We start from the raw sequence: 24,911 nt of genomic DNA, 5'->3' as shown, positions 1-24,911 counted from the left end.
GGCTTTCTCACTTGGCCACCAGCTCCGCTTCCTTGGTGGAATCGGTTCCGGCCTGGGGATCCACGGGCGGGGTGGCGGCGTGAACGCCCGCAGGCTTCATCGAGGAGCGGGGCTCGGCGGCCAGGAAGATCGCTTCCGCCTCCTCGGCCGAGCGCACGGCACTGGGTACCGGCTTGTAGCCAGCCGGGGCCAGGGCCTGACCCCGCAAAACCGCAGCCAGGGTGAGCACGGTCAGCTTGATCTGCTGCCAGGGGTTCATCGCAACCACCCGCTTGTAGAGGTAGCTGTCGAAGGTGAGGCGCTGCACGTCCTTGTCATCGCACATCTCCACAAACGCCTCACGGGCGGGATCGTTGCTGTAGAAGATGTTCTGCAGGAGCTCCAGCACCTTGTAGGTGGCGCCGTACTTGCGGTCCCACTTGCGGATGTAGACCTTGAGGTCTTTGTCGGTGGGAATGCGGCTGCCGGAGGCGCTGGAAGCCACAATCTCCTCGGCACACATGCGGCCACTCTTGGCGGCGAAGTAGATGCCTTCACCGGAGCTCTTGGTGACGTAACCGGCCGCGTCCCCCACCAGGGCCATGCGGCCCACCACCCGCCGGGGGCGGGGATGCTCGGGAATCGGGTGGGCTTCCACCTTGATCACCTCGCCGCGCAGCAGGCGCCGGCTGGCCCGGGCGCGGATGCCTTTCTGGAGCCCCTTGATCAGCGACTGGTTGGCCTGCATCGTGCCCGTGCCCACCGCCACATGGTCGTACTTGGGGAAGACCCAGGCGTAGAAATCAGGCGACACATCGGTGCCGACGTACATCTCCGCCAGATCCTCGTAGTAGGCCATCTCCTCGGCGGGCAGGCGAATCCGCTCCTGGAAGGCGATCGCCACGTTGTAGTCGCCCGCATCCATGGCCTTGGCCACGCGGCTGTTGGCGCCGTCGGCCCCGACGATCAGGTCCACCTCGAGGGTTTTCAGCTCGCCGGTGGGGCCGCCGGACGAGTAGTCGGCGTAGTGGAGGGTGTACGGGCCCTGACGCTGGTTGCCGGTGTCGATGCTCTGCACCAGCCCGTTGACCAGCTGGGCCCCCAGCTCGGCGGCCCGGTTGCGCAGGAAACCGTCGAGAACTTCCCGACGGCACATGCCGATGTATTCGTTGCTGTTCTCCAGGTGGATGTCCACTTCCCTGTTGGAGGGGGAGATCATCCGCATGTTCCGCACTTTGCGGTCGATGATGGAGTCCGGCAGGTCGAACTCTTCCACCATGCAGAGGGGGATCGCGCCGCCACAGGGCTTGGCGTTGTCCAGCTTGCGCTCGAACAGCCAGGTCTGGAGGCCTGCCTTGGCGAGAACTTCTGCAGCACAGGAACCGCTGGGGCCGCCGCCCACGACTGCCACTCGCAACATCTTGAAACCTGCTCCGCCATTGGGATGTGGCGTGAAGCTAACACCGCCGGGCAGGCATCCGTCCTGTAGAAAAACCACTGAAATGAGCCCCCACCTAAGATCAGCGTTGGCTTGCCGTTGAGGGAGTGTCCGCCCCAGGGTTCGGTGACGACATTCCGCTGGCCAGGCGCAGCACGCCCCGTCCCCGACGCCAGGCTTCCCTTCCCAGGCGCCTGATTCAGGTCCTGCTCACCAGTGCCCTGCTGGCCGGTGGTGCGGTGCTGCTGCTGATCGGCCCATTTCGCAGCCTGATCACCCCCACGCCGGTGCCGGGACTGGCGGCCCGTCTCGGGCCGGATGGGCGGTTGCTGGGTCATTTCCCCTACCCCGAGGCCAACCCGGAGGAGCTGGTGGCGATTGCCCCGGGCCTGCTGTTGCAGCCACAGGCCGCCGGGGCGTTGGAGGCGATGCGGGCCGCCGCTGAGGCTGACGGCATTGTTTTGACCGTTCTGAGTGCCTACCGCAGCCATGGTTTGCAGAAGCAGTTGTTCTTTGATGTCAAGGCCGAGCGCAACCAGACCTCCGCCGACCGGGCCCGGGTCAGCGCCCCACCCGGCTTCTCCGAGCACAGCACCGGCTACGCGGTCGACTTGGGCGATGGCCGCTTGCCCGCCACCAATCTGATGGAGAGCTTCGAAAACACCGACGCCTACCGCTGGTTGGATCGCCACGCCGCCCGCTTTCACTTCGTGCGCTCTTTCCCGAAGGGCAACCGCCAGGGGGTGATCTACGAACCCTGGCACTGGCGCTTCGAGGGATCCACCGACGCCCTGGAGATGTTCGAGCCGGCCCAGCGCCTGGGCCGATGATCCGGTGGGTGCGGAGACCCGCCGCCTGTGTTCCTGGAGGGGGTGGGAGTAGGATCAAGATTCGCTTCAACGTTCGCCACTTGTCCATTCGGGCCGGCGCGGCAGGGTTTCATCGAAAACCCTGACGAAGCGTCAGAGCGCCGGTTGGCCCCATCATCAGCGGCCCGTTTTCAGCGGCCCCTCTTTCAGGCTCGTTGGCAGCGACATGCCTTCTTCGTCTCGCCATCAACGTCTCGTTTCCCTGGAAACGACCAGCGTCGATTCGATTCCGTTGAATCCTTTCCCCTTACTTTTCAGGACGACATCCCCATGAGCGGCGAGATCAAAGGCGCCCCGATACGCAATATCGCGATCATTGCCCACGTCGACCACGGCAAGACCACCTTGGTGGATGCCCTGCTCGAGCAATCCGGCATCTTCCGCGAGGGCGAAGCGGTGCCCACGTGCGTGATGGATTCCAACGATCTGGAGCGGGAGAGGGGGATCACGATTCTCTCCAAGAACACGGCCGTGGATTACAACGGCATTCGCATCAATATTGTTGACACCCCCGGTCACTCTGATTTCGGTGGTGAAGTGGAGCGGGTGCTTGGCATGGTCGATGGCTGTCTGTTGATCGTGGACGCCAACGAAGGCCCCATGCCCCAGACCCGCTTCGTGCTCAAGAAGGCCCTGGAGAAGGGGTTGCGGCCGATTGTCTTCGTCAACAAGATTGACCGGGCCCGCGTTGATCCCGAGCAGGCCGTCGACAAGGTGCTGGATCTGTTCCTGGAACTCGGCGCTGACGACGACCAGTGCGATTTCACCTACCTCTTCGGCAGCGGCATGGCCGGGTATGCCAAGCCCGACATGGCGACCGAAAGCGACAATATGAAACCGCTGTTCGATGCCATTCTGCGGCATGTTCCGCCGCCGGTTGGTGATCCCGCCAAGCCCCTGCAGCTGCAGGTCACCACCCTCGATTATTCCGATTTCCTGGGCCGGATCATGATCGGTCGGGTGCACAACGGCACCATTGTCGGCGGCCAGAGTGTCGCCCTGATCCGCGACGACGGCAGCATCAAGCGGGGACGGATCAGCAAGCTGCTCGGCTTCCAGGGTCTGCAGCGGGTCGAGATTCCTGAGGCCCGAGCCGGAGATCTGGTGGCCGTGGCCGGTTTCGATGAGGTCAACATCGGCGAAACCATCGCTTGTCCCGACCATCCCGAGGCCCTGCCGTTGATCAAGGTGGATGAACCCACCCTGCAGATGACCTTCGTGGTCAACGACTCGCCGTTCGCCGGCAAGGAGGGCAAGTTCGTCACCAGCCGTCAGTTGCGGGATCGCCTGCAGCGTGAGCTGCTTACCAACGTGGCGCTGCGGGTGGAGGACACGGACTCCCCCGACCGTTTCTCCGTCTGCGGACGGGGCGAGCTTCACCTGGGCATCCTGATCGAGACGATGCGCCGCGAAGGCTTCGAGTTTCAGGTCTCCCAGCCCCAGGTGATCTTCCGCACCATCGATGGCACGCCCCACGAGCCCTTCGAAACCCTGGTGATGGATGTGCCCGAGGAAGCGGTGGGCAGCTGCATCGAGAAGCTGGGCATGCGCAAAGGCGAAATGCAGAACATGGAGGCCACCAGTGATGGGCGCACCCAGCTGGAGTTTGTGGTGCCCTCCCGGGGCCTGATCGGCTTCCGTGGTGAGTTCATCCGCGCCAGCCGCGGTGAAGGCATCATGAGCCACTCCTTCCTCGACTACCGGCCGATGCAGGGGGACTTCGACGCCCGCCGCAACGGCGTGCTGATTGCCTTTGAGGAAGGCACCGCCACCTTCTATGCCCTCAAGGGTGCCGAAGATCGCGGCCAGTTCTTCATCACCCCCGGTACCAAGGTGTACAAGGGGATGATTGTGGGGGAGCACAACCGCCCGCCTGATCTCGAACTCAATGTCTGCAAGGCCAAACAGGTCACCAACATCCGTTCCGCCGGCGCTGAGGTGCTCGATACCCTTCAGTCCCCCGTGCAGATGACCCTGGAGCGGGCCCTGGAGTACATCGGCCCCGACGAGATGCTGGAGGTCACGCCCGAGTCGATCCGGCTGCGCAAGATGCCGGTGAAAAAGCCCGCCAAGCGTTGAGCGACGGCTCCCCGCTCGCCGATGAGGAAACCCTGCTGCAGGCTGACCCACGCCTGCGGCAGGCGGTGGCGGATTTCAACAACGCCGACTGGTATGCCTGCCACGACGGCTTTGAGGCGCTGTGGCAGGAGACCCAGGGACCCATGCGTCCTGTCCTGCAGGGCCTGCTGCAGATCGCCGTGGCGGAACTTCATCTGGAGCGGGACAACCGTCACGGCGCCACGGTGCTGATGGGCGAGGGCCTGGGGCGGCTGCGCCGTTGCGACGATGAAGCCCTTGGCCTGGCGCTGGCCCCCCTGCGTCTGCTGGCCGCCGAGCGCCTCAACGCCCTGCAGCAACTGGGTGATCTCGACTCCCTGCCCCTGCCGTACCTGGAACTGGCGCGAGCTTCGGGCACGTCGCCGGTACATTGAGCACACTCAAGGCCTCAACGATTTCCACCTTGGCCCTGCCCCAACGCCCGCTGTTGTTCGTGCTTGCCGCCGGGCTCGCTGCCGCCGCCTTGCTGCTGCTGCCGTCCCGTCCCGTCGCTGCCCAGGCCCCCAGGGCGAAAGCTCCCGTCACGGGCATGGTCACGATCGAGTCCGATCGTCAGCAGGCCGACAATCAGAACGGCATCGTCACCGCCACGGGGAATGTGCGCATTGTCTACGCCGATCGCGGCATGACGGCGACGTCGCGCCAGGCCCAGTACTTCAGCAACGAAGGGCGTCTGGTGCTCACCGGCGACGTCGATGTGATCGACACGGATGGCCAACGCCTGCGGGCGGAGCGCCTGGTTTACCTGTTGGACAGTGAGCGCATGGTGGCGGAGCCACCGGCCGGCAAGCAGGTGTTCAGCAAGTTCCGCCTGCAGCAGCAGGGCAGCCCCAAGCCGTCCACCGCCAAGCCTGCGACCATCAAGCCGTGAGCCTGGTATTGGAGAGGGTGGCGATCACCCTCGCAGGCCGACCCCTGGTCACCGATGTGAGCCTGGATCTTCACCCGGGAGAAGTGGTGGGGCTCCTGGGGCCGAACGGGGCCGGCAAGACGACCACCTTCAACCTGATCACCGGGCTGCTCAGGCCCGACTGCGGCGAGGTGCTGCTGGATGGGGACTCCGTCGCCCATCTGCCGATGCCCAGCCGCGCCAGGCTGGGCATCGGCTACCTCCCCCAGGAGGCGAGCGTGTTCCGCCAGCTGAGTGTGCGAGACAACCTGCTGTTGGCCCTGCAGGAGAGCGGCTCGGACCCGGCTGGACGTCGCCAACGCCTCGAGCAGCTGATCAACGACTTCCATCTGGTCAGCTTTCAGCACCGCCGCGGCTACCAGCTCTCCGGCGGGGAACGGCGCCGTTGCGAAGTGGCCAGGGCCCTGGCGGTCGGAAACCACGGTCCCCGCTACCTGCTGCTTGATGAACCCTTCGCCGGAGTGGATCCCATGGCTGTGGCCGACCTCCAGACCCTGATCGACAGCCTGCGCCACCGTCAGATGGGAGTGCTGATCACTGACCACAACGTGCGGGAGACCCTGGCGATCACCGACCGGGCCTACATCTTGGCCGATGGCAGGATCCTCGCTTCTGGTTCTTCCCTCTCGGTGGCCAACGATCCCCTGGTGCGGCGTCACTACCTCGGTGAGGGCTTTCAGCTTTGAAGCCAGCCCTGCTGGAGAAGCGCCCCACCTGGCTGCAGTTACCTAGCCGTGAACGGCTGCGGGACTGGAAGCGAACCCCGCGCTGGCGCGATCTTCCCCTGCTGGATCGCTGGCTGCTGCAGGAGCAATTGGGCCCCCTGCTGTTCGGCATCGCCGCCTTCACGGCTGTGTCCCTTTCGGTGGGGGCCGTGTTCGAGCTGGTGCGACGGGTCGCTGAGTCCGGCCTGCCGGTGCTGGCGGCCGTCAAGGTGCTGCTGCTGCGGCTGCCCTCCTTTCTGGTGCTGTCCTTCCCGATGGCCACCCTGATGGCCACCCTGCTGGCCTACAGCCGCCTGTCAGGCAGCAGCGAACTGACCGCCCTGCGCAGTGTGGGGGTGAGCACCCGGCGCATGGTGCTGCCGGCCATGGCCCTGGCCCTGGTGATGTCCCTGCTCACGTTCGTCTTCAACGACGCGGTTGTGCCGCGGGCCAATCTTGAGGCCACCAACAGCCTGGAGCGGGCCCTTGGCAAGGCCATCGCCACCGAGCAGAGCGACAACGCCCTCTACTCCCGCTTCAGCGATGCCAAGTTGCCGAATGGCGACTCGGTCAAAGTTCTGAGCCACATCTTTTTCGCCCGGAAATTCATCAAGGGTGTGATGTTTGATGTGACGTTGCTGGACTTCAGTCGTGAAGGGTATCGCCAGATGCTGACGGCACTGATTGGCAAATGGAATGAAGACAAGGGGATGTGGGAGTTCACCAACGGCCGGATCACCAACATCGATGTCGCCACTGGCACCACCACCTCCGCCAGCTTCGACCGCTACCTCTATCCCTTCACCCGGGATCCGATTGAGGTGGCCCAGCTGCCCACCGATGCCAGCACCATGACCGTCGGCCAGGCGCTCACGGCGGAACGGCTCCTGTTGGAGGCCAATAACACCAAGGAGGCGCGACGCTTGCGCGTGCGCATCCAGGAGAAGTTCGCGTTCCCGGCCATCTGTCTTGTGTTCGGCTTGATCGGCAGCAGCCTGGGGGTCCGGCCCAACTCCCGCACGAGCCGCAGCCAGGGTTTCGGCATCAGCGTGCTGCTGATCTTCGGTTACTACCTGATGTCCTTCATCTTCAGCTCCCTGGGGGTCACAGGCACCTTGATGCCCTTCATGGCGGCCTGGCTGCCGGTGTTCATCGGGCTGGGCGGCGGTCTCTGGTTGCTGCGCCAGGCCAGCCGCTGAGGCCCCACCCGCCGGACGACACGGCAGAGTGGATCGGTTTCGAACAGCACCCTGGTGAACGATCCGGTCATCGGTCTTGGTCTGGCGGCCTTCGCCCTGCTGCTGCTGGTGTTGCCCATCGCCTTCTGGTCCGTCAGCGGCGGCCGCAGCAACCCGGTGGTGAGGATGCTGGTGGCCTCTGCCAACCTCTGCCTGACGGCCCAGTTGGTGCTGCGCTGGTGGGAGTCAGGCCACTTCCCGATCAGCAACCTCTACGAGTCGCTCTGTTTCCTGGCCTGGGCCTGCACCCTCACCCAGCTGTTGGTGGAACGCAGCTGGCCCAACCCCCTGGTGGCGGCGGCGGCGACCCCCATGGGACTGGGTTGCGTGGCCTTCGCCAGCTTCGCCCTCCCCGATCGCCTCCAGGAGGCCTCTCCCCTGGTGCCGGCGTTGCGCTCCAGCTGGCTGGTGATGCACGTCAGCGTGATCATGGTCAGCTATGCCGCCCTGCTGGTGGGTTCCCTGTTGTCGGTGGCTGTGTTGTTCGTTGACCGCAACCAGGATCTGGAGTTGCGCGGCAGCTCGATCGGCAGCGGCGGTTTCCGCCAGGCCCAGCTGGCCAGCGACGGACCTGGCGCGATGGCCCTGAGCAGCAGCAGCTTCCGCATCAGCGAACAGCTCGACAGCCTCAGCTACCGCACGATCACGGTGGGCTTCCTGCTGTTGTCGGTGGGTCTGGTCAGCGGTGCGGTCTGGGCGAACGAGGCCTGGGGCAGCTGGTGGAGCTGGGATCCCAAGGAGACCTGGGCCCTGATCTGCTGGCTGGTCTATGCGGCCTACCTGCACACCCGGCTGATCCGCGGCTGGCAGGGCCGGCGGCCAGCGATCGTGGCCTCCGCAGGCCTGGTGGTGATCGCCGTCTGCTACATCGGAGTCAACTTGCTCGGCATCGGCCTGCACAGTTACGGCTGGTTCCTCGGTGACTAGGACGCTGCCTGCCTGGTGTCGAGGGCTCCTTGCACCACGGTTGCGCATGCCCCTGGTTCTCCTGGCAGGGCTGGTGTTCAGGCTGGCACTCTCCGCCATCCTGCCGCCGGGCTACGACGAGGCCTACTACAGCTTTTATGGGCAGCATCCTGCCCTGAGCTACTTCGACCATCCCGCCGCTGTGGGGCTCTGGGCCTGGGCCGGCCAGCGGCTGGGGGGATCGATCCTCGCCCTGAGGGTGCCATCCCTGCTGAGCTATACCGTCGCGCTCGCCTTGCTGGCCGGGGCGACACAACGCTGGTTCGGCCAGCGCGCGGCTCTGCTGAGTGCCCTCCTGGGCAGTCTCTGTCCGGTGCTTCTGCTGTGTGGAGGCGTCCTGCTGCTGCCGGACAGCCCCTTGCTGCTGGCCCTGGCCGCACTCCTCTGGTGGCTGTCCCGACACCCGAAGGTGATTCCGGGCACAGCGGGCGAAGCCGTGGGGCTTGGGATCCTTCTGGGCCTCGTCACCCTGGGGAAGTACCACTCCTTTCTGGTGCTTCTGTCGCTGCTGGGCTGGTGTCTGGGCTCTCCCCATCGGCGCAGCTTCTACCGAAGTCCCTGGCCAGCACTGGGATGGCTGGTCTGGCTGATCGTGTCGGCGCCTCTGTGGCTCTGGAACGTGAATCAAGGCTGGGTTTCCTTTCTCTTCCAGGGCGGCCGGATCGATGCCGGGGTCGGTTATTCGCTGGCCTCTCCCCCCCTGTTCCTTCTGTCCCAGTTGGTGCTGCTCTTCCCCACACTCGGCGTCGTCCTGTTGCTGGCCCTGCTGCCCCGATCGGGCCGGGACGATGCCGCCGGTTCCAGGCAGCTGCTGCGCTGGCTGGTGCTGCCCCAATTGGTGGTGTTCGTGGCCCTGACCGGGCGGATGCATGTGCTCGCGAGCTGGCTGGTGCCCGCCTGGTGGCTGCTGCTGCCCCTCGCCGCTGACTGGCTCGCTGGGCTGAAACGGCCCAGGCTGCGGCCTTGGCTCATGGCGGGGGCCTGGGGCACGGCCCTGGTCCTGCCGCCGTTGCTGCTCACCCTGGCGACCCAGGTGCGCTGGGGGGTGTTCGACCACTGGCTGCCTGCCGGGCTGGACACGTCGACGCAGCTGATGCCGCCTGACAGCCTGCGGCAGGGTCTGAAACGCCACCCCGCCCTATGGAAGGCGCTCCAGGAGGCCCCGCTGATTGCCGCCAACCGCTACGACCTGCCGGGCTTCCTGTCCCTGGCCTTGGGCCGCGGGCACAGGGTGGCGTTCACCACCTTCAACCCCGATGCCCGAGGGTTTGCCTGGTGGCAGCCTGCCAACGGCTTCCAGGGAACCAGCGGCGTGGTCTTCGGGATTGAGGAGCCAGGTCAGCCTGTGGTTCCAACCTCCTGGGGGCCCTGGATGGGGCCCGTCAAGTCCCTGGGCATCGTTGAAATCCATCGCGCCGGACGACCGGCGCTGCGGCTGGCCTTCTCCCGCTTCGGACCCCTTCCCTACCCGTTGCCTCGCTTTTATGGACCGAGCGCCTTGGTGAGGCCCTCGCCCTGAGGCATGGGCCCCGTTGCCAAGCTGGCGACTTCAGACCAGGGCAGGTTCGGGACGGCGGCTGTTGCGGATGCCGGTGATGGCCTCGGCGTAGTCGGCGTGGCCGAAAACCCCCGAGCCGCTGACGATCGCGTTGGCGCCGGCCTCGATCACCTGCCAGGCGTTGCTGCCCTTGACTCCGCCGTCCACTTCGATCCAGGGATCGAGGCCGCGCTCGTCGCAGAGGCGACGCAGCTGGCGGATCTTCTCCACCTGGGAGGGAATGAAGCTCTGGCCACCGAAACCGGGGTTGACGCTCATGATCAGCACCAGATCACAGAGCTCCAGGCAGTACTCGAGGGTGTCGAGGGGGGTGCTGGGGTTGAGCACGGCACCGGCCATCTTGCCGAGGTCCTTGATCTGGCTCAGGTTGCGATGCAGGTGGGGGCAGGCCTCCACCTGGACACTGATGATGTCGGCGCCGGCCGTGGCGAAATCAGCCACATAGCGTTCGGGCTCGACGATCATCAGATGAACGTCCAGGGGCTTGGTGGTGACGGGCCGCAGCGCCTCGACAATCAGTGGGCCGATGGTGATGTTCGGCACGAAGCGGCCGTCCATCACGTCCACATGGATCCAGTCGGCACCGGCGGCGTCCACGGCGCGGACGTCGTCACCGAGGCGGGAGAAGTCGGCGGAGAGGATCGACGGGGAGATCACCAGGGGCTTGGTGCTCATGGACGGCCACCGCAGCGGAAGAATGGAGGGATTGTAAGGAGCGGCCCACCTGGGGCTTCCGAGGGGCTCCCGGGCGCGCTGATACGATGGCCCCGCTTCGACTCCGAGAGGCCTTGCAGCGGCTGGATCTTCCCCCGCTTTGCCTGCGGTCCGCCTCCGGCGTACCGGCCCCTCGTTGAGGCCCTCCCCCCCGCCGGACCGTTGTGGATCGCACTCTCATCCAGGAACTGCTCGAAGTCGTCGAGCAGGCCGCCATCGCCTCTGCCCGCCTGACAGGGCTCGGCAAGAAGGACGAAGCCGATGCCGCTGCCGTTGAGGCGATGCGCACCCGCATGGGCAGCATCGCCATGCAGGGCCGCATCGTCATCGGTGAGGGCGAGCGGGATGAAGCCCCGATGCTCTACATCGGCGAGGAAGTGGGCAGCGGCACCGGTCCCGGCGTCGATTTCGCCGTGGATCCCTGCGAAGGCACCAACCTCTGCGCCAACGCCCAGGACGGCTCGATGGCCGTGCTGGCCGCCAGCGACCGCGGTGGACTTTTCTATGCGCCCGACTTCTACATGAAGAAGCTGGCGGCGCCGCCGGCCGCCAAGGGCAAGGTGGACATCCGCAAAAGTGCCACCGAGAACATCGCCATCCTGAGCGAGTGCCTGGGCATGCCCGCCAGCGACCTGGTGATCGTGGTCATGGACCGCGCCCGCCACAAGGGCCTGATCGCCGAAATCCGCGCCACCGGCGCCCGGGTCAAGCCGATCAGTGACGGTGACGTGCAGGCCGCGATCGCCTGCGGCTTCGCCGGCACCGGCACCCATTGCCTGATGGGCATCGGCGCCGCCCCCGAGGGTGTGATCTCCGCCGCCGCCCTGCGTTGCCTTGGCGGCCACTTCCAGGGCCAGCTGGTGTATGACCCCGCCGTCGCCCAGACCAGCGAGTGGGCCGACTACACCAAGGAGGGCAACATCGCCCGCCTCAATGAGATGGGCATCACCGACGTCGACAAGGTCTATGAGGCCGAGGAGCTGGCTTCCGGCGAGAACGTCGTCTTCGCCGGCAGTGGCATCACCCCCGGCCTGCTGTTCAAAGGTGTCGAGTTCGAGCCTGACTGCACCCGCACCAGCAGCCTGATCATCAGCTCCCTCGACCGCAGCGCCCGCTTCACCGATACGGTGCACATCAAGGAGGGCGCCAAGAGCATCGCCCTGCGCTGAATCCCCCAGAGCCCGGACCTCGGAGCCCGCCTGCATGCACATCGCCGTCGTCGGTCTGAGCCATCGCACGGCTCCAGTGGAAATCCGCGAGCGCCTGAGCATCCCCGAGCAGACCATGGAGGATTCCCTCCAGCGGCTGCGGTCGGATGAGCAGGTGATCGAGGCCTCGATCCTGAGCACCTGCAACCGGCTGGAGATCTACACCCTCCTGCGCCATCCCGAACGGGGCATCAGCGCCGTCGGCGACTTCCTCAGCCAGCAGTCCGGGCTGGCGGTGGAGGAGCTGCGTCCCCATCTGTTCACGTACCACCACGAGGCGGCGGTGGGCCACCTGCTACGGGTGGCCGCCGGCCTCGACAGCCTGGTGCTCGGGGAGGGTCAGATCCTTTCCCAGGTGAAGAAGATGGTGCGCCTGGGCCAGGAGCACCGCTCCGTGGGGCCGATTCTCAACCGCCTGCTCAACCAGGCGGTGAGCACCGGTAAGCGGGTGCGCACCGAGACCAACCTGGGCACCGGGGCGGTCTCGATCAGCTCAGCGGCCGTGGAGCTGGCCCAGCTCAAGGTGGGCCAGGCCCGCGGGCGCGACGAACTGGTGCCCCTCGACCAGGAACAGGTGGCGGTGGTGGGGGCGGGCCGCATGGCCCGTCTGCTGCTGCAGCACCTCCAGGCCAAGGGCTGCCGGGGCGTGGTGGTGCTCAACCGCACCGTCGCCCGTGCCGAAGCCCTCGCGGCCGACTTCCCCACCCTCCCCGTCCAGTGCCGACCCCTGGACGACCTCGACCACTGCCTGAGCACCTGCTCGCTGGTGTTCACCAGCACCGGCGCCGAGGAGCCGATCATCACGGCCCGCCGGCTGGAGGGGCTGAACCGCCGTTCCAGCCTGATGCTCATCGATATCGGTGTGCCCCGCAACATCAGTGCGGATGCGGCCGAGCTGCCGGGTGTCGACAGTTTCGATGTCGACGATCTCCAGGAGGTGGTGGCCCGCAACCAGGAGGCCCGCCGGGAGATGGCCGCCGAGGCCGAGGGGCTGCTGGCCGAGGAATCGCGCCTGTTCCTGGAATGGTGGGACGGCCTCGAGGCGGTGCCCCTGGTCAACCGGTTGCGCCTGCAGCTGGAGGACATCCGGGAGCAGGAGCTCCAGAAGGCCCTGAGTCGCATGGGCCCCGACCTCTCCGCCCGGGAGCGGAAGGTGGTTGAAGCCCTGAGCAAGGGGATCATCAACAAGATCCTGCACACCCCGGTCACCAAGCTGCGGTCCCCCCAGCCCCGCCAGCAGCGACTGGCCTCCATGGGGGTCCTGCGCGACCTCTTCGAGCTTCACGACGACCCAACGGAGGCCTGAGCCCCCGTCCCCGGGATCACCCGGCCCCAGCCCCATCCACCACTGCAACGGAACATGAACCGAGTTGCCGCCGCGCCGCGCTCCGCGTCACCACGCTCCAGTACGGTCTGGCCAGCCAAGGACCGAGGACTGGGCTCATGAAACGCGTTCTGGCCATCATTCTGGGAGGCGGGGCGGGAACGCGCCTCTACCCCCTCACCAAGATGCGGGCCAAGCCCGCCGTGCCCCTCGCAGGCAAGTACCGCCTGATCGATATTCCCATCAGCAACTGCATCAACTCGGAGATCAACAAGATCTACGTGTTGACCCAGTTCAACAGCGCCTCGCTCAACCGTCACCTGACGATGAGCTACAACCTCTCCGCCGGTTTCGGCCAGGGGTTCGTGGAGGTGCTCGCCGCCCAGCAGACCCCCGACAGCCCCAGCTGGTTCGAGGGCACCGCTGATGCGGTGCGCAAGTACCAGTGGCTGTTCCAGGAGTGGGACGTCGACCACTACCTGATCCTCTCCGGTGACCAGCTCTACCGGATGGACTACAGCAAGTTCGTGCAGCACCACATTGATTGCGGCGCTGACCTCACCGTGGGTGCCCTGCCGGTGGATGGGGCCCAGGCCGAGGGCTTCGGCCTGATGCGCACCTCCTCCGACGGCCGCATCCTGGAGTTCAGCGAGAAGCCCAAGGGCGCCGCTCTTGAGGCGATGCGGGTCAACACCGAGAGCCTGGGCCTGTCCGCCGAAGAAGCGGTGAAGCGGCCCTTCCTGGCGTCGATGGGGATCTACGTCTTCAACCGCAACACCCTGTTCAACCTGCTGGCCAGCAATCCGGAGTCCACGGATTTCGGCAAGGAGATCATCCCCACCTCCCTGCGGGAAGGGGACCATCTCCAGACCTTCCTCTTCGACGACTACTGGGAAGACATCGGCACGATCGGGGCGTTCTACGAGGCCAACCTGGCCCTCACCGATCAGCCCAACCCGGCTTTCTCCTTCTACGACGAGAAGTTCCCGATTTACACCCGGCCCCGCTACCTCCCCCCCAGCAAGCTGCAGGACGCCCAGGTCACCCAGTCGATCATCGGTGAAGGCTCCCTGCTCAAGGCCTGCAGCATCCACCACTGCGTCCTGGGGGTTCGCTCCCGCGTCGAAGATGAGGTGGTGCTCCAGGACACCCTGGTGATGGGCGCCGACTTCTTTGAGTCGTCGGAGGAGCGGCTGGTGCTGCACGAGCGGGGCGGCACACCGATCGGCGTGGGCCGGGGCACCACGGTCAAGGGGGCCATCCTTGACAAGAACGTGCGCATCGGTCGCGACGTCACCATCGTCAACAAGGACCGGGTGGAGGAGGCCGACCGTCCGGAGCTCAACTTCTACATCCGCAACGGCATCGTGGTGGTGGTCAAAAACGGCACCATCGCCGACGGCACGGTCATCTAGACCGCGCTTTGGGGGGAGGCTTGGGCCAGCAGTTGCTGACATCCCTCCCCAGGACACCGACGAGGCGCCGACCGCTGGCCACACTGCCAACGAATCAAGGAGACCTCGGTCCTATGGGCAAGGCGCATTTCGGACTCATCGGCCTTGGCGTGATGGGTGAGAATCTGGTCCTCAACGCCGAGAGAAACGGGTTCTCGAGCGTCGTCTACAACCGGACCTACGCCAAGACCGAGGACTTCCTGGCCGGACGCGGTGCCGGCAAGGACATCGTGGGGGCAGCCACCCTGGAGGAGTTCGTGGGGGCGCTGGAGCGGCCCCGCCGCATCCTGATGATGGTCAAGGCGGGTGCTCCGGTGGATGCCACCATCGCCAGCATTTCCCCTTTGCTCGAAGAAGGCGATCTGCTGATCGATGGCGGCAACTCCCTCTTCACCGATACCGAGCGGCGCGTCAAGGAGCTGGAGAGCAAGAGCTTCGGCTACATCGGCATGGGGGTCTCCGGCGGCGCCAAGGGGGCCCTGGAGGGGCCAAGCATGATGCCCGGCGGCACCAAGGCCGCCTACGACGCCATTGAGAGCCTGGTGACCAAGATGGCCGCCCAGGTGGAGGACGGCCCCTGCGTCACCTACATCGGCCCCGGCGGCGCCGGACACTTCGTCAAGACCGTCCACAACGGCATTGAGTACGGCATCGAGCAGATCCTGGCCGAGGCCTACGACCTGATGAAGCGCATCGGCGGCCTCGATGGCGACGCCATGGCCGACGTGCTGGGGGGCTGGAACCAGACCGAAGAGCTCGCCTCCTTCCTGGTGGAGATCACCGAGGTGTGCCTGCGCACCAAGGATCCCGAAAGCGGTGGCGATCTGGTGGAGCTGATCGTCGATGCCGCCGGCCAGAAGGGCACCGGCCTCTGGACCGTGGTCAGCGCCCTGGAGATGGGGGTGCCCGTGCCCACCATCTATGCCGCCCTCAATGCCCGGGTGCTGAGCTCCCTGCGCAGCGAGCGGCTGGCGGCTGAATCGGTGCTGCTCGGCCCCGCCCCCCACAGCTTCCCCCTGGGCGAACCGGCCACCGGCATGGCACCGCTGCGGGACGCCTGCATCCTGGCCTGCATCGCCAGCTACGGCCAGGGCATGGCCCTGCTGCAGGAGGCCTCCAAACTTCACGACTACAACCTCGATTTTTCGGCCATCGGCCAGATCTGGAAGGGCGGCTGCATCATCCGGGCCCGACTGCTGCAACGTATCCAGGACGCCTATGGCGCCAACCCCTCCCTGCCCAACCTGATGCTGGATCCCTGGTTTGCTGCCCAGGTCAACCAGCGCCTGGGCGGCCTGCGTCAGGTGGTGGCGGGGGCGGCGCTGGCCGGCATTCCCGTGCCTTGCCTGAGCAGCACCCTGGATTACATCGACAGCTACCGCAGCGGCCGTCTGCCCCAGAACCTGGTGCAGGCGATGCGGGACTGCTTCGGCTCCCATACTTATGAACGCACGGATCGCCCCGGCGCGTTCCATACCGAATGGCTCGATTGACCGAACCCAGCACCCGCTATCACCTGATCGTCGCCGCCGGTCCCGAGGAGCTGGCCCGCCAGGCGGCCGAACAGATCGCCTCCGGCATCGATCTGGCCCTGGCCGAGCGAGACCGGGCCCAGATCGCCCTGGCGGGGGGCGAAACCCCCCGGGCGACCTACAGCCGTCTGGCCGGCGAGCACCTGCCCTGGGAGCGGGTTGATGTGCTCCTGGGCGATGAGCGCTGGGTGAGCGCCGACGACCCCTCCAGCAATGCCCGCCTGCTGCGGGAGACGCTGCTCGCCCAGCCTCCCGCCAGTGAGGCCCGCTTCCATCCGGTCCCCACCAACCGCCCCAGCGCCGAGGCCAGCGCCGAGGCCTATGCGGCAGAGCTGGCGGTGCTGTGTCCCGGCCTTGTGCCGCGCTTCGATGTGATGCTGCTGGGTCTTGGCGACGACGGGCACACCGCTTCGCTGTTCCCGGGCACGGCGGCCCCCGGGGTGCTCGACCGCACTGTCACCATCGGTGAAGGCAAGGGCCTGCCCCGCATCACCCTCACCGCCCCGGTGCTTTCGGCCGCCCGCCGGGTGATCTTTCTGGTCAGTGGCGCCGGCAAACGCCAGGCGCTCGCCCGCCTGCTCGATCCCAGCGAGCCGGCCGGCCGTACCCCCGCCCGGTTGGTGCGGCCGGCCTCTGAGGTGGTGATCCTTGCCGACGCCGCCGCCGCCGCCGACCTCCCCCCCCACTGAGGCAACCATGCAGGTGGTCAGTGGCGATGGTTTCAGCGGCTGGCATGCCCTCAACGACACCGTGATGGGGGGCCGCAGCACGGGCCGCTGCACGGTCAGCAGCCGCGGGCTGCGCCTGGAGGCGGAGGTGGTGGAGCGGGGCGGTGGTTTTGTCAGCTGCCGCTCACCGGTGTTTTCCCCGCCCCTGGATCTCTCTGGCCAGGCCGCCTTCGAGCTGGAGTTGCAGGGGGATGGCCGCCACTACAAACTGGCCGTCGCCTGCGCCGATGGGGTGGCGGGCCTCACCGAAATGATTCCCGGTGGTGTGCGCTGGGTGGCCAACTTCGCCACCGACGCCTCTGGCCCCAGCCGACTGCGGATTCCGTTCGATCAGTTGCGCCCCTCCATCCGGGCCAAGCCGATCGAGGCCCTGCCCCTGGGCCTGCCACTGCGTTTCGACTCAGGGCGCATCACCCGGCTGCAGATCCTGCACTCGAAGTTCGGCGACGATGGTTCCGACAATCCAGGCTTCCGGGCCGGCCCTCTCCTCCTGGAGCTGATGGCGATTGATGCCATCCCCTGAGACCTCGATCGGCAGCGACAACACCGACCTGAGCCGGTTGGTGGCGGCCGCTGCCGATCTCTGCCGCAAGCCCCTGCACCATGCTGTCGTGCCGGCAGCCCAGGACAACACCCCATCCGGGGCGGAGGAGCGACCGACGCAAAGCCTGGATCTCTGCCTGCGCCTGGAGGCCCGCACAGCCGAGGGGGAGCGGGTCCCGGCGGAGGATCTGGAGCTGGAGATTTACCGCAGCGGCGACGCGCTCAACCTCACCCTCGCCTGGTGCCACAGGGACGACCAACCGCTGCTGTGGCAGGGAAGCCATCCGGTCTGGATGGACGGGGCCACCGGCCTGCGCAGCAGCTGCCCGCCCCAGGGCGAGCCGCTGGAGGCCCTGGCACGCCGCCTCAGGGTCCTGCTGCGGCCCGATCAGGACTGAGGCGACGGCAGCACCACCAGCAAGACCCCGATCCCCACCGAGGCCGGCAGACGCCAGAGTTCGGCCACTGCCTCCAGCGCGCGTCCATCCCGGTGCCGCAGGGTGAGGGTTTCGCTGCGCAACAACGGCTCAGCGGCCGAGGTGTCGCTGCCCTGGGACGCCCACACCGCCTCCGGCAGCTTGCAGAAGAGCGACGCCGGCGAACCCACCAGGCTGGCCTGGTCGAAGCCGACGCGTTCGCAGAGGCTGCCGTTGACCATCACCACCCGCTGGTCGGCGTCGATCACCGCCAGGGCGAAGCTGGGGCTGTGGATCAGGGTCTCGAAGAGAGCGCTGAGGTCCTGGCCATGCTTGTCCACCTGGCGCTGCTCCGTCACATCGGCCAGGGTGCCGACCACGTAGCGATCGGTGGCTTCGGTGAGCACCCGGGCGTTCTCCTTCACCCAGCGGCGCTGGCCATCGCGGCGAAGGATCCGGTACTCCACCGACCAGCCCCCCTGCTTCAGGTTGCGGCTGGCCCAGACCCGTTCGCGATCGGCCGGATCGATGGCGTCATCGAGCAGTTCCGAATGGGCGAACAGCTCGGTCGGGGTCCAGCCCGTCAGGGGCAGGATGCGCTTGCTGGCGTAAAGAAGGCGATGCAGGGTGTCGTCCCGCTTCCAGACCGCCTCGTCAAGGGCATCGGTGAGGCTGGAGAAGGAATCCAGGGAGGCCTCGGCGGCCATGCGCAGGGCCAGCAGCTCCGACACGTCGGTGAGGGTGATGATGGCCCCGCGGCGCTGGCCTTCCTGTTCCTGGTAGGGCAACACCTGGGCCAGGTAGGCGACCTCCTCGTTCACCGCCTCGATGCTGCGCCGGGAGGCGCCGGCCAGCACCTCCCCCAGGGCCGCGCGCAGACCGGGCAGGGCCACCGTGGTGGGGATGCCGAGCAGGGGCTGGCCGATGTCCCCATCCACCAGGGCGAAGACGCGTACCGCCAGCGGGGTGTAGCGGGTGATCCGCAGGTCCCTGTCGACGATCACCATCCCCTGGTTCAAGGAGCGCTGGATGTTCTCCAGGTCGGAGCTGAGCAGCTGGAGATCCTCCGTCCTGGCCAGCAGCTGCTGGTTGAGGACGGCCAGTTCCTGGTTGGTGGCCTGCAGTTCCTCGTTGGAGGATTCCAACTCCTCATTGGACGACTGCAGTTCCTCGGAGGAGGCCTGCAGCTCCTCGGCGGAGGCTTCCAGTTCTTCGTTGGCCCCCTCCAGGTCGGCCATGGAGCGCCGCAGGGTGTCATGGCTGGTGAGCAGCTCCTGTTCCAGTCGGGCGATCTGCTGGTCGAAGTCCGCTGCCCGGGTGACCGGCGCGCCAGTGGTGGCGGGCTCCGGACCTTCGGCCGGCTCAGGCAGAAAGCTCAGCAGCGTGAGCAGCCGCTCGTTCACTGGCAGGGGCCGTGCCTCCAGGCGCAGGTTGAAGGCGGGCAGGTGCAGCACCTGACTGCGCACCGCTTGGCCATCGGAGCGGACGATCAGCAGCAGGGCGCGGGCTTCGGCCTGCAGATCCGGCAGCAGGAAGGTGGTGGCAGCACTGGAGATCCGGCCTTCCGGGAGCCGGCAATAGGGGCTGACATCGCCGATCACCTCCACCAGTTCGTGGGCTTCATCGAGGACCACACCGGCGGGACAGGTGCTGCGCACCAAGGCTTCGAGGGTGGCGACGTGCTCCTCGACCACGGATTCATTCAGGACCGAGATGCGGCCGACCGGACTGAACAATTGGGGGGGGCGCAGGGCGGGCTGGGGGAACGTGGAAAAGCGACTGGGCTGGTTCTCCGTGGTGCGATAGAAGATGCGGTGCTCGGCACTGGCCACCCCGAACCCCTGGGTCTTTCTACCGAGCGACTCGGTTCGTCCCAGGAAGAGCAGCCCGGAGGGCTGCAGGCCGAAGCGGAACAGCCCCAGCACCCGATCCTGTAGCGGTTGGGTGAAGTAGATGAGCGTATTGCGGCTGCAGATCAGGTCCAGGCGCGGGAAGGGGGGATCCACCCCCACGTTGTGTCGGGCGAACACGACGCAGTTGCGCAGGGCTTCGCTGATCTGCATCTCACCGTTGTGAGGGATAACAAAGCGCTCCCGCAGGGCTTCAGGGATCGCCATGACGGTCTCCGCCGGGTAGGTGGCCCGGCGCGCCAGCGCCAGGCTTCCCTCATCGAGATCGGTGCCGAAGATCTTGAGCTGATGGATCAGATCTTTGGGATGGTCGAGCACCTCGCTGATCAGCATGCCGATGGAATACACCTCTTCGCCGGTGGCACAGCCCGGCACCCACACCCGCAGGCGATCCCGGCGCGTGCGCTGGGATACATAGGTACGAAGCAGCTCCCCCAGGGCTGCGAAGGATTCGGGATCGCGGAAGAAGGACGTCACCGTGACCAGCAGGTTCTGGACCAGGGCGGACGACTCATTGCGGTCGGCCGACAGCAGCCGCAGGTACTCCTCCATCGTGTCCATCTGGCGCAGAGCCATCCGCCGCGACAGCTGCCGCTGCAGGGTGGAGTCCTTGTACTGGCTGAAGTCGATGCCGCTGTTGTGCTTCAGCAGCTCCAGGGCACTGCTGAGGCTCAAGGCTTCCGGCTCCGGCAGTTTGTGTTCCACCCAGTCATCGCCCGAATGCATCAGATCGCCGAGGTGCTGACCGATGGCGGCCGGATCGAGAATGAGGTCGGCCCCTCCCATGGCGATGGCGGCCCTGGGCATGCCATCAAAGCGGGCGCTCTCGGGGGCCTGGGCGATGGTGAGGCCACCGGCAGCCCGAACGGCCCTCAGACCGCGGGCCCCATCGGAACCTGTGCCGGAGAGGACCACGGCCGCGCCGCGCTCGGCCCAGTGCTCGGCAATCGACTCGAACAGGCGATCAATGCTGGGGCTGGGGCCGAGGCGCGGTTCGGGGTCCACCAAGGCCAGCTGGTTTCCCTGCACCCGAATGTCGTGATTGGGTGGACACACGGTGATCGTGTCGGGGAGTAACTCGGCCCCATCCACCGCCTTGAGCACCTGCAGCGGCGTGACACGGGCGAGCAGATCGACCATCAAGCTGCTGTGATCGGGGGCCAGGTGCTGGGCCACCACATAAGCCACATTGCCGCCGCAGCCGAGGCTGCCCAGAAGCGACTGCAGGGCCTCAAGCCCACCTGCGGAAGCGCCGATGCCGATCAAATGCATCAACGACTCTGTGACATTGGCTTCATTTTCCCCCTTCGAGCCCGAAGATGGAAAGACATCGGCAGACGACGCAGGGAATGGTGCGGGCAAGGACTCTGCATCACTGGATTCTTCCATCTGAAGAGAGGCGATGAAGAGAGGTTATCCACTTTAGACGCTGATCACTTTGGCTCTCCGAGACGAGGTTGCTCCAGCATCCGTTATCAAGCTGGCACCCATCCCATGCGATGGGTGCCTTTTGCATTGGCCCCGATTCGGCCCCGATGCCCTCAGGACTGAGTGAACGGGCCTTTGCAGAACGTTCGGCCTGGCCTCTTATCTGGCAATGAAACTGATGCCTGCCTGCCCCAACCAACATCGCTCAGATGGAATTAATCCTTGCGACTGTCCTGATCACGCGCCCACCAAACCTCCCTTCCGAATCTTAGGCTTTTATGATAGCATTATTAAAAGGCGAGAAGCGAGGTGGGTCGGCTGATGTGCAGCGAGGCCAGTGTTCCGGATCTATGGCATCAACAGGCTGCTCGCTTCTCGAATCCTCTGCTTCGCCAGTGGCACCTCAGTGAGGATCCACGAGCCTGTGCGTCGTTGTTGCAGGAGGCCTTGCCTCTGATGGAGTTGCAACCGCTCGAACCTGCCGCCACCTGGTGGTTCTACGGCGCCAATGTTCGTCTCGGCTCCACGGTGGCCACCGCCTGGACGGCCAAGGCCATGCGCGCCTCCTTCAGCGATCGCCGCGACCGCATCGCCGTGCTGGGCTACGGCGGCGAGCAGCGCCTGCGGCAGGCCTCCCGCACCTGGCGCTGCGGCATCGGTTGCTGTCTATTGATGGCCAAGGGACCTTGCAGCATGGAGAGTTCGCTCTCCTCGGCCGTGGCCTTCGCCCTGTGCGATGAGCAACTCCTGCAGACGGCGTTGAGCATGGGGGGCTACCACCAGCAACCATCGGGCTGGCAGGACATCCTGGACCAGGCCCATGGCTGGAGCCCCCCGGAGAATCCATCCGCCCCGTCGCTTCTGGCGGCCCTGCGGCAAACGATCGATATGGCCGGGCAGCTTTCCAGCTATGGACGGGGTCTGCTCGACTCCCTGCAGCTTGACGACCAGATTCACCGGCTGATGGCGGCGATGCTGCTGCCGGATCTGCGCGAAGAGAACTCCCTGGATCGCCTCAGACATCGCCAGCGGCAGGGCCGTGACGCCTTTGATGAGTTGATCGACTACATCAAGCAGAACCTCGGTAGTCCCTTGACATTGACCGTCCTGGAGTCAAGGAGTCATTATTCACGTCGGGCTTTGCAGTATGCCTTCGCTGAACGGATGGGCTGCAGTGCCACCCAGTGGATCAAGAATCAGCGCCTCGACCTGGCCAGAAGACGGCTGGAGAATCCACATCCGAGCGATTCGGTGGGGAGCATTGCCACGGAATGTGGCTACCGCTCCCTGGGATTATTCAGTGTGGATTTCCAGCAACGCTTTCACGTCAAACCGTCCCAACTGCTACGGGAATCCCGGCCGGACTAGACGCCAGGACTGCCGCTCTCAGGCGCGACGCTGGAAGCCGTCCATGACATCAGAACGGTTCTGGCCCTGCTCCACGGGATGGAGAGCTTGCAGCGACGTTTCGAGCAGGTAGGCGGCAAGATTGGAGAGCGAACGTCCCTGATGGTTGCTGCGCTCGATCAGGGCCTGGTAGGCGTTGTAAGGAATGGTGATCGTGACGCGCACAGGGCGTAGAAAGGGACCAGGTGTCGATTGGCTGAGCATGGGTTCATTGCTGCTACCCAACAGATATAAGCCAAATTCAGAAAAACACAAGGTGCCATTCATGTCAGCACTTGCTCACATATGAGGGAAAAGCGAGGGCGGCACAGCGATTCACCCTGCTGTGATCAACAGCGCGGCTACGGCAGCGGCAGTGCAGGTCTGCATCAGGTTGCGCGAGTTGCACGATTCTGAAACCGGGCTGAACACCGGCTTGATGGCTGCCGATCAGTCCGTCGATCAGTCGCTGGGTTGGTCGGTCACCGCACCGAGGCTACTGCTGCTGACCTGGCGGGCGTACTTGCCGAGCACCCCGGTCCGGTAGCGGGGTTCCGGCTTTATCCAGGCGCTGCGGCGCTGCGCCAGCTCGTCCTCGGCCACGTTGAGCTGGATCAGGCGTTGCTTGGCGTCCACCGTGATGCTGTCACCTTCCTGAACCAGGGCGATGGTGCCGCCCACGGCAGCCTCCGGCGCCACGTGTCCCACAACCATGCCGTAGGTGCCACCCGAGAAGCGTCCGTCGGTGATCAGAGCCACCGAATCGCCCAGCCCCTCGCCAATGATCGCAGCGGTGGGGGCCAGCATTTCACGCATGCCGGGACCGCCCACAGGCCCCTCGTAGCGGATCACCACCACATCGCCGGGGCTGATGCGTTTCTCGAGGATGGCCGCCAAGGCGGACTCTTCGCTCTCAAACACCCGGGCTGGACCGGTCATCACCGGATTCTTAACGCCGCTGATCTTGGCCACGCAGCCCTCTTGCGCCAGGTTTCCCCGCAGAATCGCCAGGTGGCCCTGGGCGTAAAGGGGATTGGAGAGGGGCCGGATCACCTCCTGGTCGGCAGGAGGCTCAGAAGGCACGTCGGCCAGCACCTCGTGCAGGCTGCGCCCTTCGATCGTGCGGCAGTCCCCGTGGAGGAGGCCGGCATCCAGTAGCAGCTTCATCACCTGGGGAATGCCACCGGCCCGGTGCAGATCCACGGTCACGAAGCGTCCGCTGGGCTTGAGATCGCAGATCACCGGAACCCGCTGGCGGATTGTCTCGAAATCGTCGATGCAGAGGGACACGCCGGCCGTACGGGCGATGGCCAGCAGATGCAGCACCGAATTGGTGGAGCCGCCCACCGCCATGATGACGCTGATGGCGTTCTCGAAGGCCTCCCGGGTGAGCAGATCCCGCGGCCGGATGTCGGCCGCGATCGCCTGTACCAGCACCTCGGCAGAACGGGCGGCGCTGTCCGCCTTCTCCGGATCCTCCGCGGCCATCGTGGAGCTGTAAGGCAGGCTGAGGCCGAAGGCTTCGAAGGCCGAGCTCATCGTGTTGGCGGTGAACATGCCGCCGCAACTGCCGGCGCCCGGACAGGCGTTCTTTTCGATCGCCAGCAGCTCCGCCTCACCAATCCGCCCACCGGAATACTGCCCCACCGCCTCAAAGGCGCTCACCACCGTGAGATCGCAGGGCCCCAATTTCCCCGGTTTGATCGTGCCCCCGTACACGAAGATGGCCGGGATGTTCATGCGGGCCATGGCAAGCATGGCGCCGGGCATGTTCTTGTCGCAGCCGCCGATGGCCAGCAGGCCATCCATGCTCTGGGCGTTGCAGGCGGTCTCGATCGAGTCGGCAATCACCTCGCGCGACACGAGTGAATACTTCATACCCTCCGTCCCCATCGAGATGCCGTCGCTGACGGTGATGGTGCCGAACATCTGGGGCATCGCTCCAGCGCCACGGAAGGACTGCTCAGCCCGCCGGGCCAGGTCGTTGAGGCCGATGTTGCAGGGCGTGATCGTGCTGTAGGCGTTGGCGATCGCCACGATCGGCTTACCGAAGTCATCATCCCCGAACCCCACGGCCCGGAGCATGGCCCGGTTGGGGGAGCGTTGGAGGCCCTTGGTGATGGCATCGGAGCGCAGCATGGCCGGGGAGGATCAGTTCTGCAGCAACTTACCGAGGGGCCTGCGCCCTCAGGGCTGGGGCTGCAGCTGCTCCAGCTGACGGCGCACCTCGTCAATCGCCTGGTTGAGCTTCTGGACGCGGTCGTGCAGCTGGTCACGGCCCACCGGCGGCTCGCCGCTGGCCTCCGCCAGCCGGGAGAGGCGCAGCATCCGCAGCTGGCGCTGCACGAGGTGCCGCCGTTCGGCGCGGCGCAGCAGCCAGACCGCCAGGCCTGCAGCTCCCACCACCGCACCGGCGGCCCCCGCCAGCAGCACGAGCCCACCGGCGGACGATTGCTCCCTGGAATCAGCCATGAACCTGCACCCGTCA

The 24,911-nt window shown here is 66.1% G+C and carries 22 protein-coding genes; 16 read left to right on the top strand and 6 right to left on the bottom strand.

Annotated elements, in window-relative coordinates:
* Positions 1 to 7: 7 nt before the first annotated feature.
* The gene (gene chlP / locus KBZ33_RS05060) at positions 8 to 1,399 is read right to left on the bottom strand and encodes a geranylgeranyl reductase (protein WP_254950798.1); all 1,392 of its coding nucleotides are present in this window, start codon (positions 1,397 to 1,399) and stop codon (positions 8 to 10) included.
* A gap of 125 nt (positions 1,400 to 1,524) precedes the next feature.
* Between chlP and KBZ33_RS05055 the strand changes: the two genes are divergently transcribed.
* The 8 genes from KBZ33_RS05055 (at position 1,525) to KBZ33_RS05020 (ending at position 9,741) form a co-directional block, all read left to right on the top strand.
* The gene (locus tag KBZ33_RS05055) at positions 1,525 to 2,247 is read left to right on the top strand and encodes a D-alanyl-D-alanine carboxypeptidase family protein (RefSeq protein WP_254950796.1); all 723 of its coding nucleotides are present in this window, start codon (positions 1,525 to 1,527) and stop codon (positions 2,245 to 2,247) included.
* Between the two features lie 309 nt (positions 2,248 to 2,556).
* Positions 2,557 to 4,365 (top strand): translational GTPase TypA, encoded by a 1,809-nt coding sequence (gene typA, locus KBZ33_RS05050; RefSeq protein ID WP_254950795.1) that lies wholly within the window; start codon positions 2,557 to 2,559, stop codon positions 4,363 to 4,365.
* The gene (locus tag KBZ33_RS05045; RefSeq protein ID WP_254950793.1) at positions 4,362 to 4,778 is read left to right on the top strand and encodes a DUF309 domain-containing protein; all 417 of its coding nucleotides are present in this window, start codon (positions 4,362 to 4,364) and stop codon (positions 4,776 to 4,778) included. The genes typA and KBZ33_RS05045 overlap by 4 nt, the downstream gene beginning before the upstream one ends.
* Positions 4,779 to 4,807: 29 nt before the next feature.
* Positions 4,808 to 5,275, top strand: a complete 468-nt coding sequence (locus KBZ33_RS05040; protein WP_254950791.1) for an LptA/OstA family protein — start codon at positions 4,808 to 4,810, stop codon at positions 5,273 to 5,275.
* Positions 5,272 to 6,000: an LPS export ABC transporter ATP-binding protein gene (gene lptB, locus KBZ33_RS05035; RefSeq protein WP_254950789.1), complete on the top strand. Its 729-nt coding sequence runs from the start codon at positions 5,272 to 5,274 to the stop codon at positions 5,998 to 6,000. Before KBZ33_RS05040 ends, lptB begins: the two co-directional genes overlap by 4 nt.
* On the top strand, positions 5,997 to 7,217 hold the full coding sequence (locus tag KBZ33_RS05030) for an LptF/LptG family permease (RefSeq protein ID WP_254950787.1): 1,221 nt from the start codon (positions 5,997 to 5,999) through the stop codon (positions 7,215 to 7,217). The genes lptB and KBZ33_RS05030 overlap by 4 nt, the downstream gene beginning before the upstream one ends.
* 54 nt (positions 7,218 to 7,271) lie before the next feature.
* Positions 7,272 to 8,183 (top strand): c-type cytochrome biogenesis protein CcsB, encoded by a 912-nt coding sequence (gene ccsB, locus KBZ33_RS05025; RefSeq protein WP_254950785.1) that lies wholly within the window; start codon positions 7,272 to 7,274, stop codon positions 8,181 to 8,183.
* A 46-nt stretch (positions 8,184 to 8,229) separates the two neighbouring features.
* Positions 8,230 to 9,741 (top strand): glycosyltransferase family 39 protein, encoded by a 1,512-nt coding sequence (locus KBZ33_RS05020; protein ID WP_254950783.1) that lies wholly within the window; start codon positions 8,230 to 8,232, stop codon positions 9,739 to 9,741.
* A 30-nt stretch (positions 9,742 to 9,771) separates the two neighbouring features.
* On the opposite strand, the gene rpe is transcribed toward KBZ33_RS05020, so the two are convergent.
* Positions 9,772 to 10,455, bottom strand: a complete 684-nt coding sequence (rpe, locus tag KBZ33_RS05015; RefSeq protein ID WP_254950781.1) for a ribulose-phosphate 3-epimerase — start codon at positions 10,453 to 10,455, stop codon at positions 9,772 to 9,774.
* A 203-nt stretch (positions 10,456 to 10,658) separates the two neighbouring features.
* Here rpe and glpX point away from each other — a divergent pair, with 203 nt between their 5' ends.
* From glpX to KBZ33_RS04980, 7 genes are all read left to right on the top strand, one after another.
* Positions 10,659 to 11,663, top strand: coding sequence for a class II fructose-bisphosphatase (glpX, locus tag KBZ33_RS05010; protein ID WP_254950779.1), 1,005 nt, complete (start codon positions 10,659 to 10,661; stop codon positions 11,661 to 11,663).
* 34 nt (positions 11,664 to 11,697) lie between these two features.
* Positions 11,698 to 13,008 carry a glutamyl-tRNA reductase gene (locus KBZ33_RS05005; protein WP_254950777.1) on the top strand — a complete coding sequence of 437 codons (1,311 nt, stop codon included), beginning with the start codon at positions 11,698 to 11,700 and terminating at the stop codon, positions 13,006 to 13,008.
* 137 nt (positions 13,009 to 13,145) lie between these two features.
* Positions 13,146 to 14,441 (top strand): glucose-1-phosphate adenylyltransferase, encoded by a 1,296-nt coding sequence (locus KBZ33_RS05000; protein WP_254950775.1) that lies wholly within the window; start codon positions 13,146 to 13,148, stop codon positions 14,439 to 14,441.
* Positions 14,442 to 14,554: 113 nt separating this feature from the next.
* Positions 14,555 to 15,973, top strand: a complete 1,419-nt coding sequence (gene gndA / locus KBZ33_RS04995; protein WP_254950774.1) for an NADP-dependent phosphogluconate dehydrogenase — start codon at positions 14,555 to 14,557, stop codon at positions 15,971 to 15,973.
* Positions 15,961 to 16,701, top strand: coding sequence for a 6-phosphogluconolactonase (pgl, locus tag KBZ33_RS04990; RefSeq protein WP_254950773.1), 741 nt, complete (start codon positions 15,961 to 15,963; stop codon positions 16,699 to 16,701). Before gndA ends, pgl begins: the two co-directional genes overlap by 13 nt.
* Before the next feature lie 7 nt (positions 16,702 to 16,708).
* Positions 16,709 to 17,263 (top strand): CIA30 family protein, encoded by a 555-nt coding sequence (locus KBZ33_RS04985; protein WP_254950771.1) that lies wholly within the window; start codon positions 16,709 to 16,711, stop codon positions 17,261 to 17,263.
* Positions 17,250 to 17,681 carry a hypothetical protein gene (locus KBZ33_RS04980; protein ID WP_254950769.1) on the top strand — a complete coding sequence of 144 codons (432 nt, stop codon included), beginning with the start codon at positions 17,250 to 17,252 and terminating at the stop codon, positions 17,679 to 17,681. Before KBZ33_RS04985 ends, KBZ33_RS04980 begins: the two co-directional genes overlap by 14 nt.
* Here the strand turns inward: KBZ33_RS04980 and KBZ33_RS04975 are convergent.
* On the bottom strand, positions 17,672 to 20,881 hold the full coding sequence (locus tag KBZ33_RS04975; RefSeq protein ID WP_254950767.1) for a chemotaxis protein CheB: 3,210 nt from the start codon (positions 20,879 to 20,881) through the stop codon (positions 17,672 to 17,674). The two genes, KBZ33_RS04980 and KBZ33_RS04975, sit on opposite strands and share 10 nt — an antisense overlap.
* Before the next feature lie 612 nt (positions 20,882 to 21,493).
* Here KBZ33_RS04975 and KBZ33_RS04970 point away from each other — a divergent pair.
* Positions 21,494 to 22,405 (top strand): AraC family transcriptional regulator, encoded by a 912-nt coding sequence (locus KBZ33_RS04970; RefSeq protein WP_254950765.1) that lies wholly within the window; start codon positions 21,494 to 21,496, stop codon positions 22,403 to 22,405.
* Positions 22,406 to 22,423: 18 nt separating this feature from the next.
* On the opposite strand, the gene KBZ33_RS04965 is transcribed toward KBZ33_RS04970, so the two are convergent.
* From KBZ33_RS04965 to KBZ33_RS04955, 3 genes are all read right to left on the bottom strand, one after another.
* Positions 22,424 to 22,711 carry a ribbon-helix-helix domain-containing protein gene (locus KBZ33_RS04965; protein WP_255011576.1) on the bottom strand — a complete coding sequence of 96 codons (288 nt, stop codon included), beginning with the start codon at positions 22,709 to 22,711 and terminating at the stop codon, positions 22,424 to 22,426.
* A 174-nt stretch (positions 22,712 to 22,885) separates the two neighbouring features.
* A complete protein-coding gene (gene ilvD, locus KBZ33_RS04960; RefSeq protein ID WP_254950762.1) occupies positions 22,886 to 24,562 on the bottom strand; it encodes a dihydroxy-acid dehydratase in 1,677 nt (558 codons plus the stop codon).
* Positions 24,563 to 24,610: 48 nt separating this feature from the next.
* Positions 24,611 to 24,895, bottom strand: a complete 285-nt coding sequence (locus tag KBZ33_RS04955) for a hypothetical protein (protein ID WP_254950761.1) — start codon at positions 24,893 to 24,895, stop codon at positions 24,611 to 24,613.
* Between the last annotated feature and the right edge of the window lie 16 nt (positions 24,896 to 24,911).

It is taken from the genome of Cyanobium sp. Cruz-8D1 (genome assembly GCF_024345975.1).
GTDB lineage: Bacteria > Cyanobacteriota > Cyanobacteriia > PCC-6307 > Cyanobiaceae > Cyanobium.
Note: the sequence above shows the minus strand (reverse complement) of the source record. Positions and strands in the feature narration are given on the sequence as shown.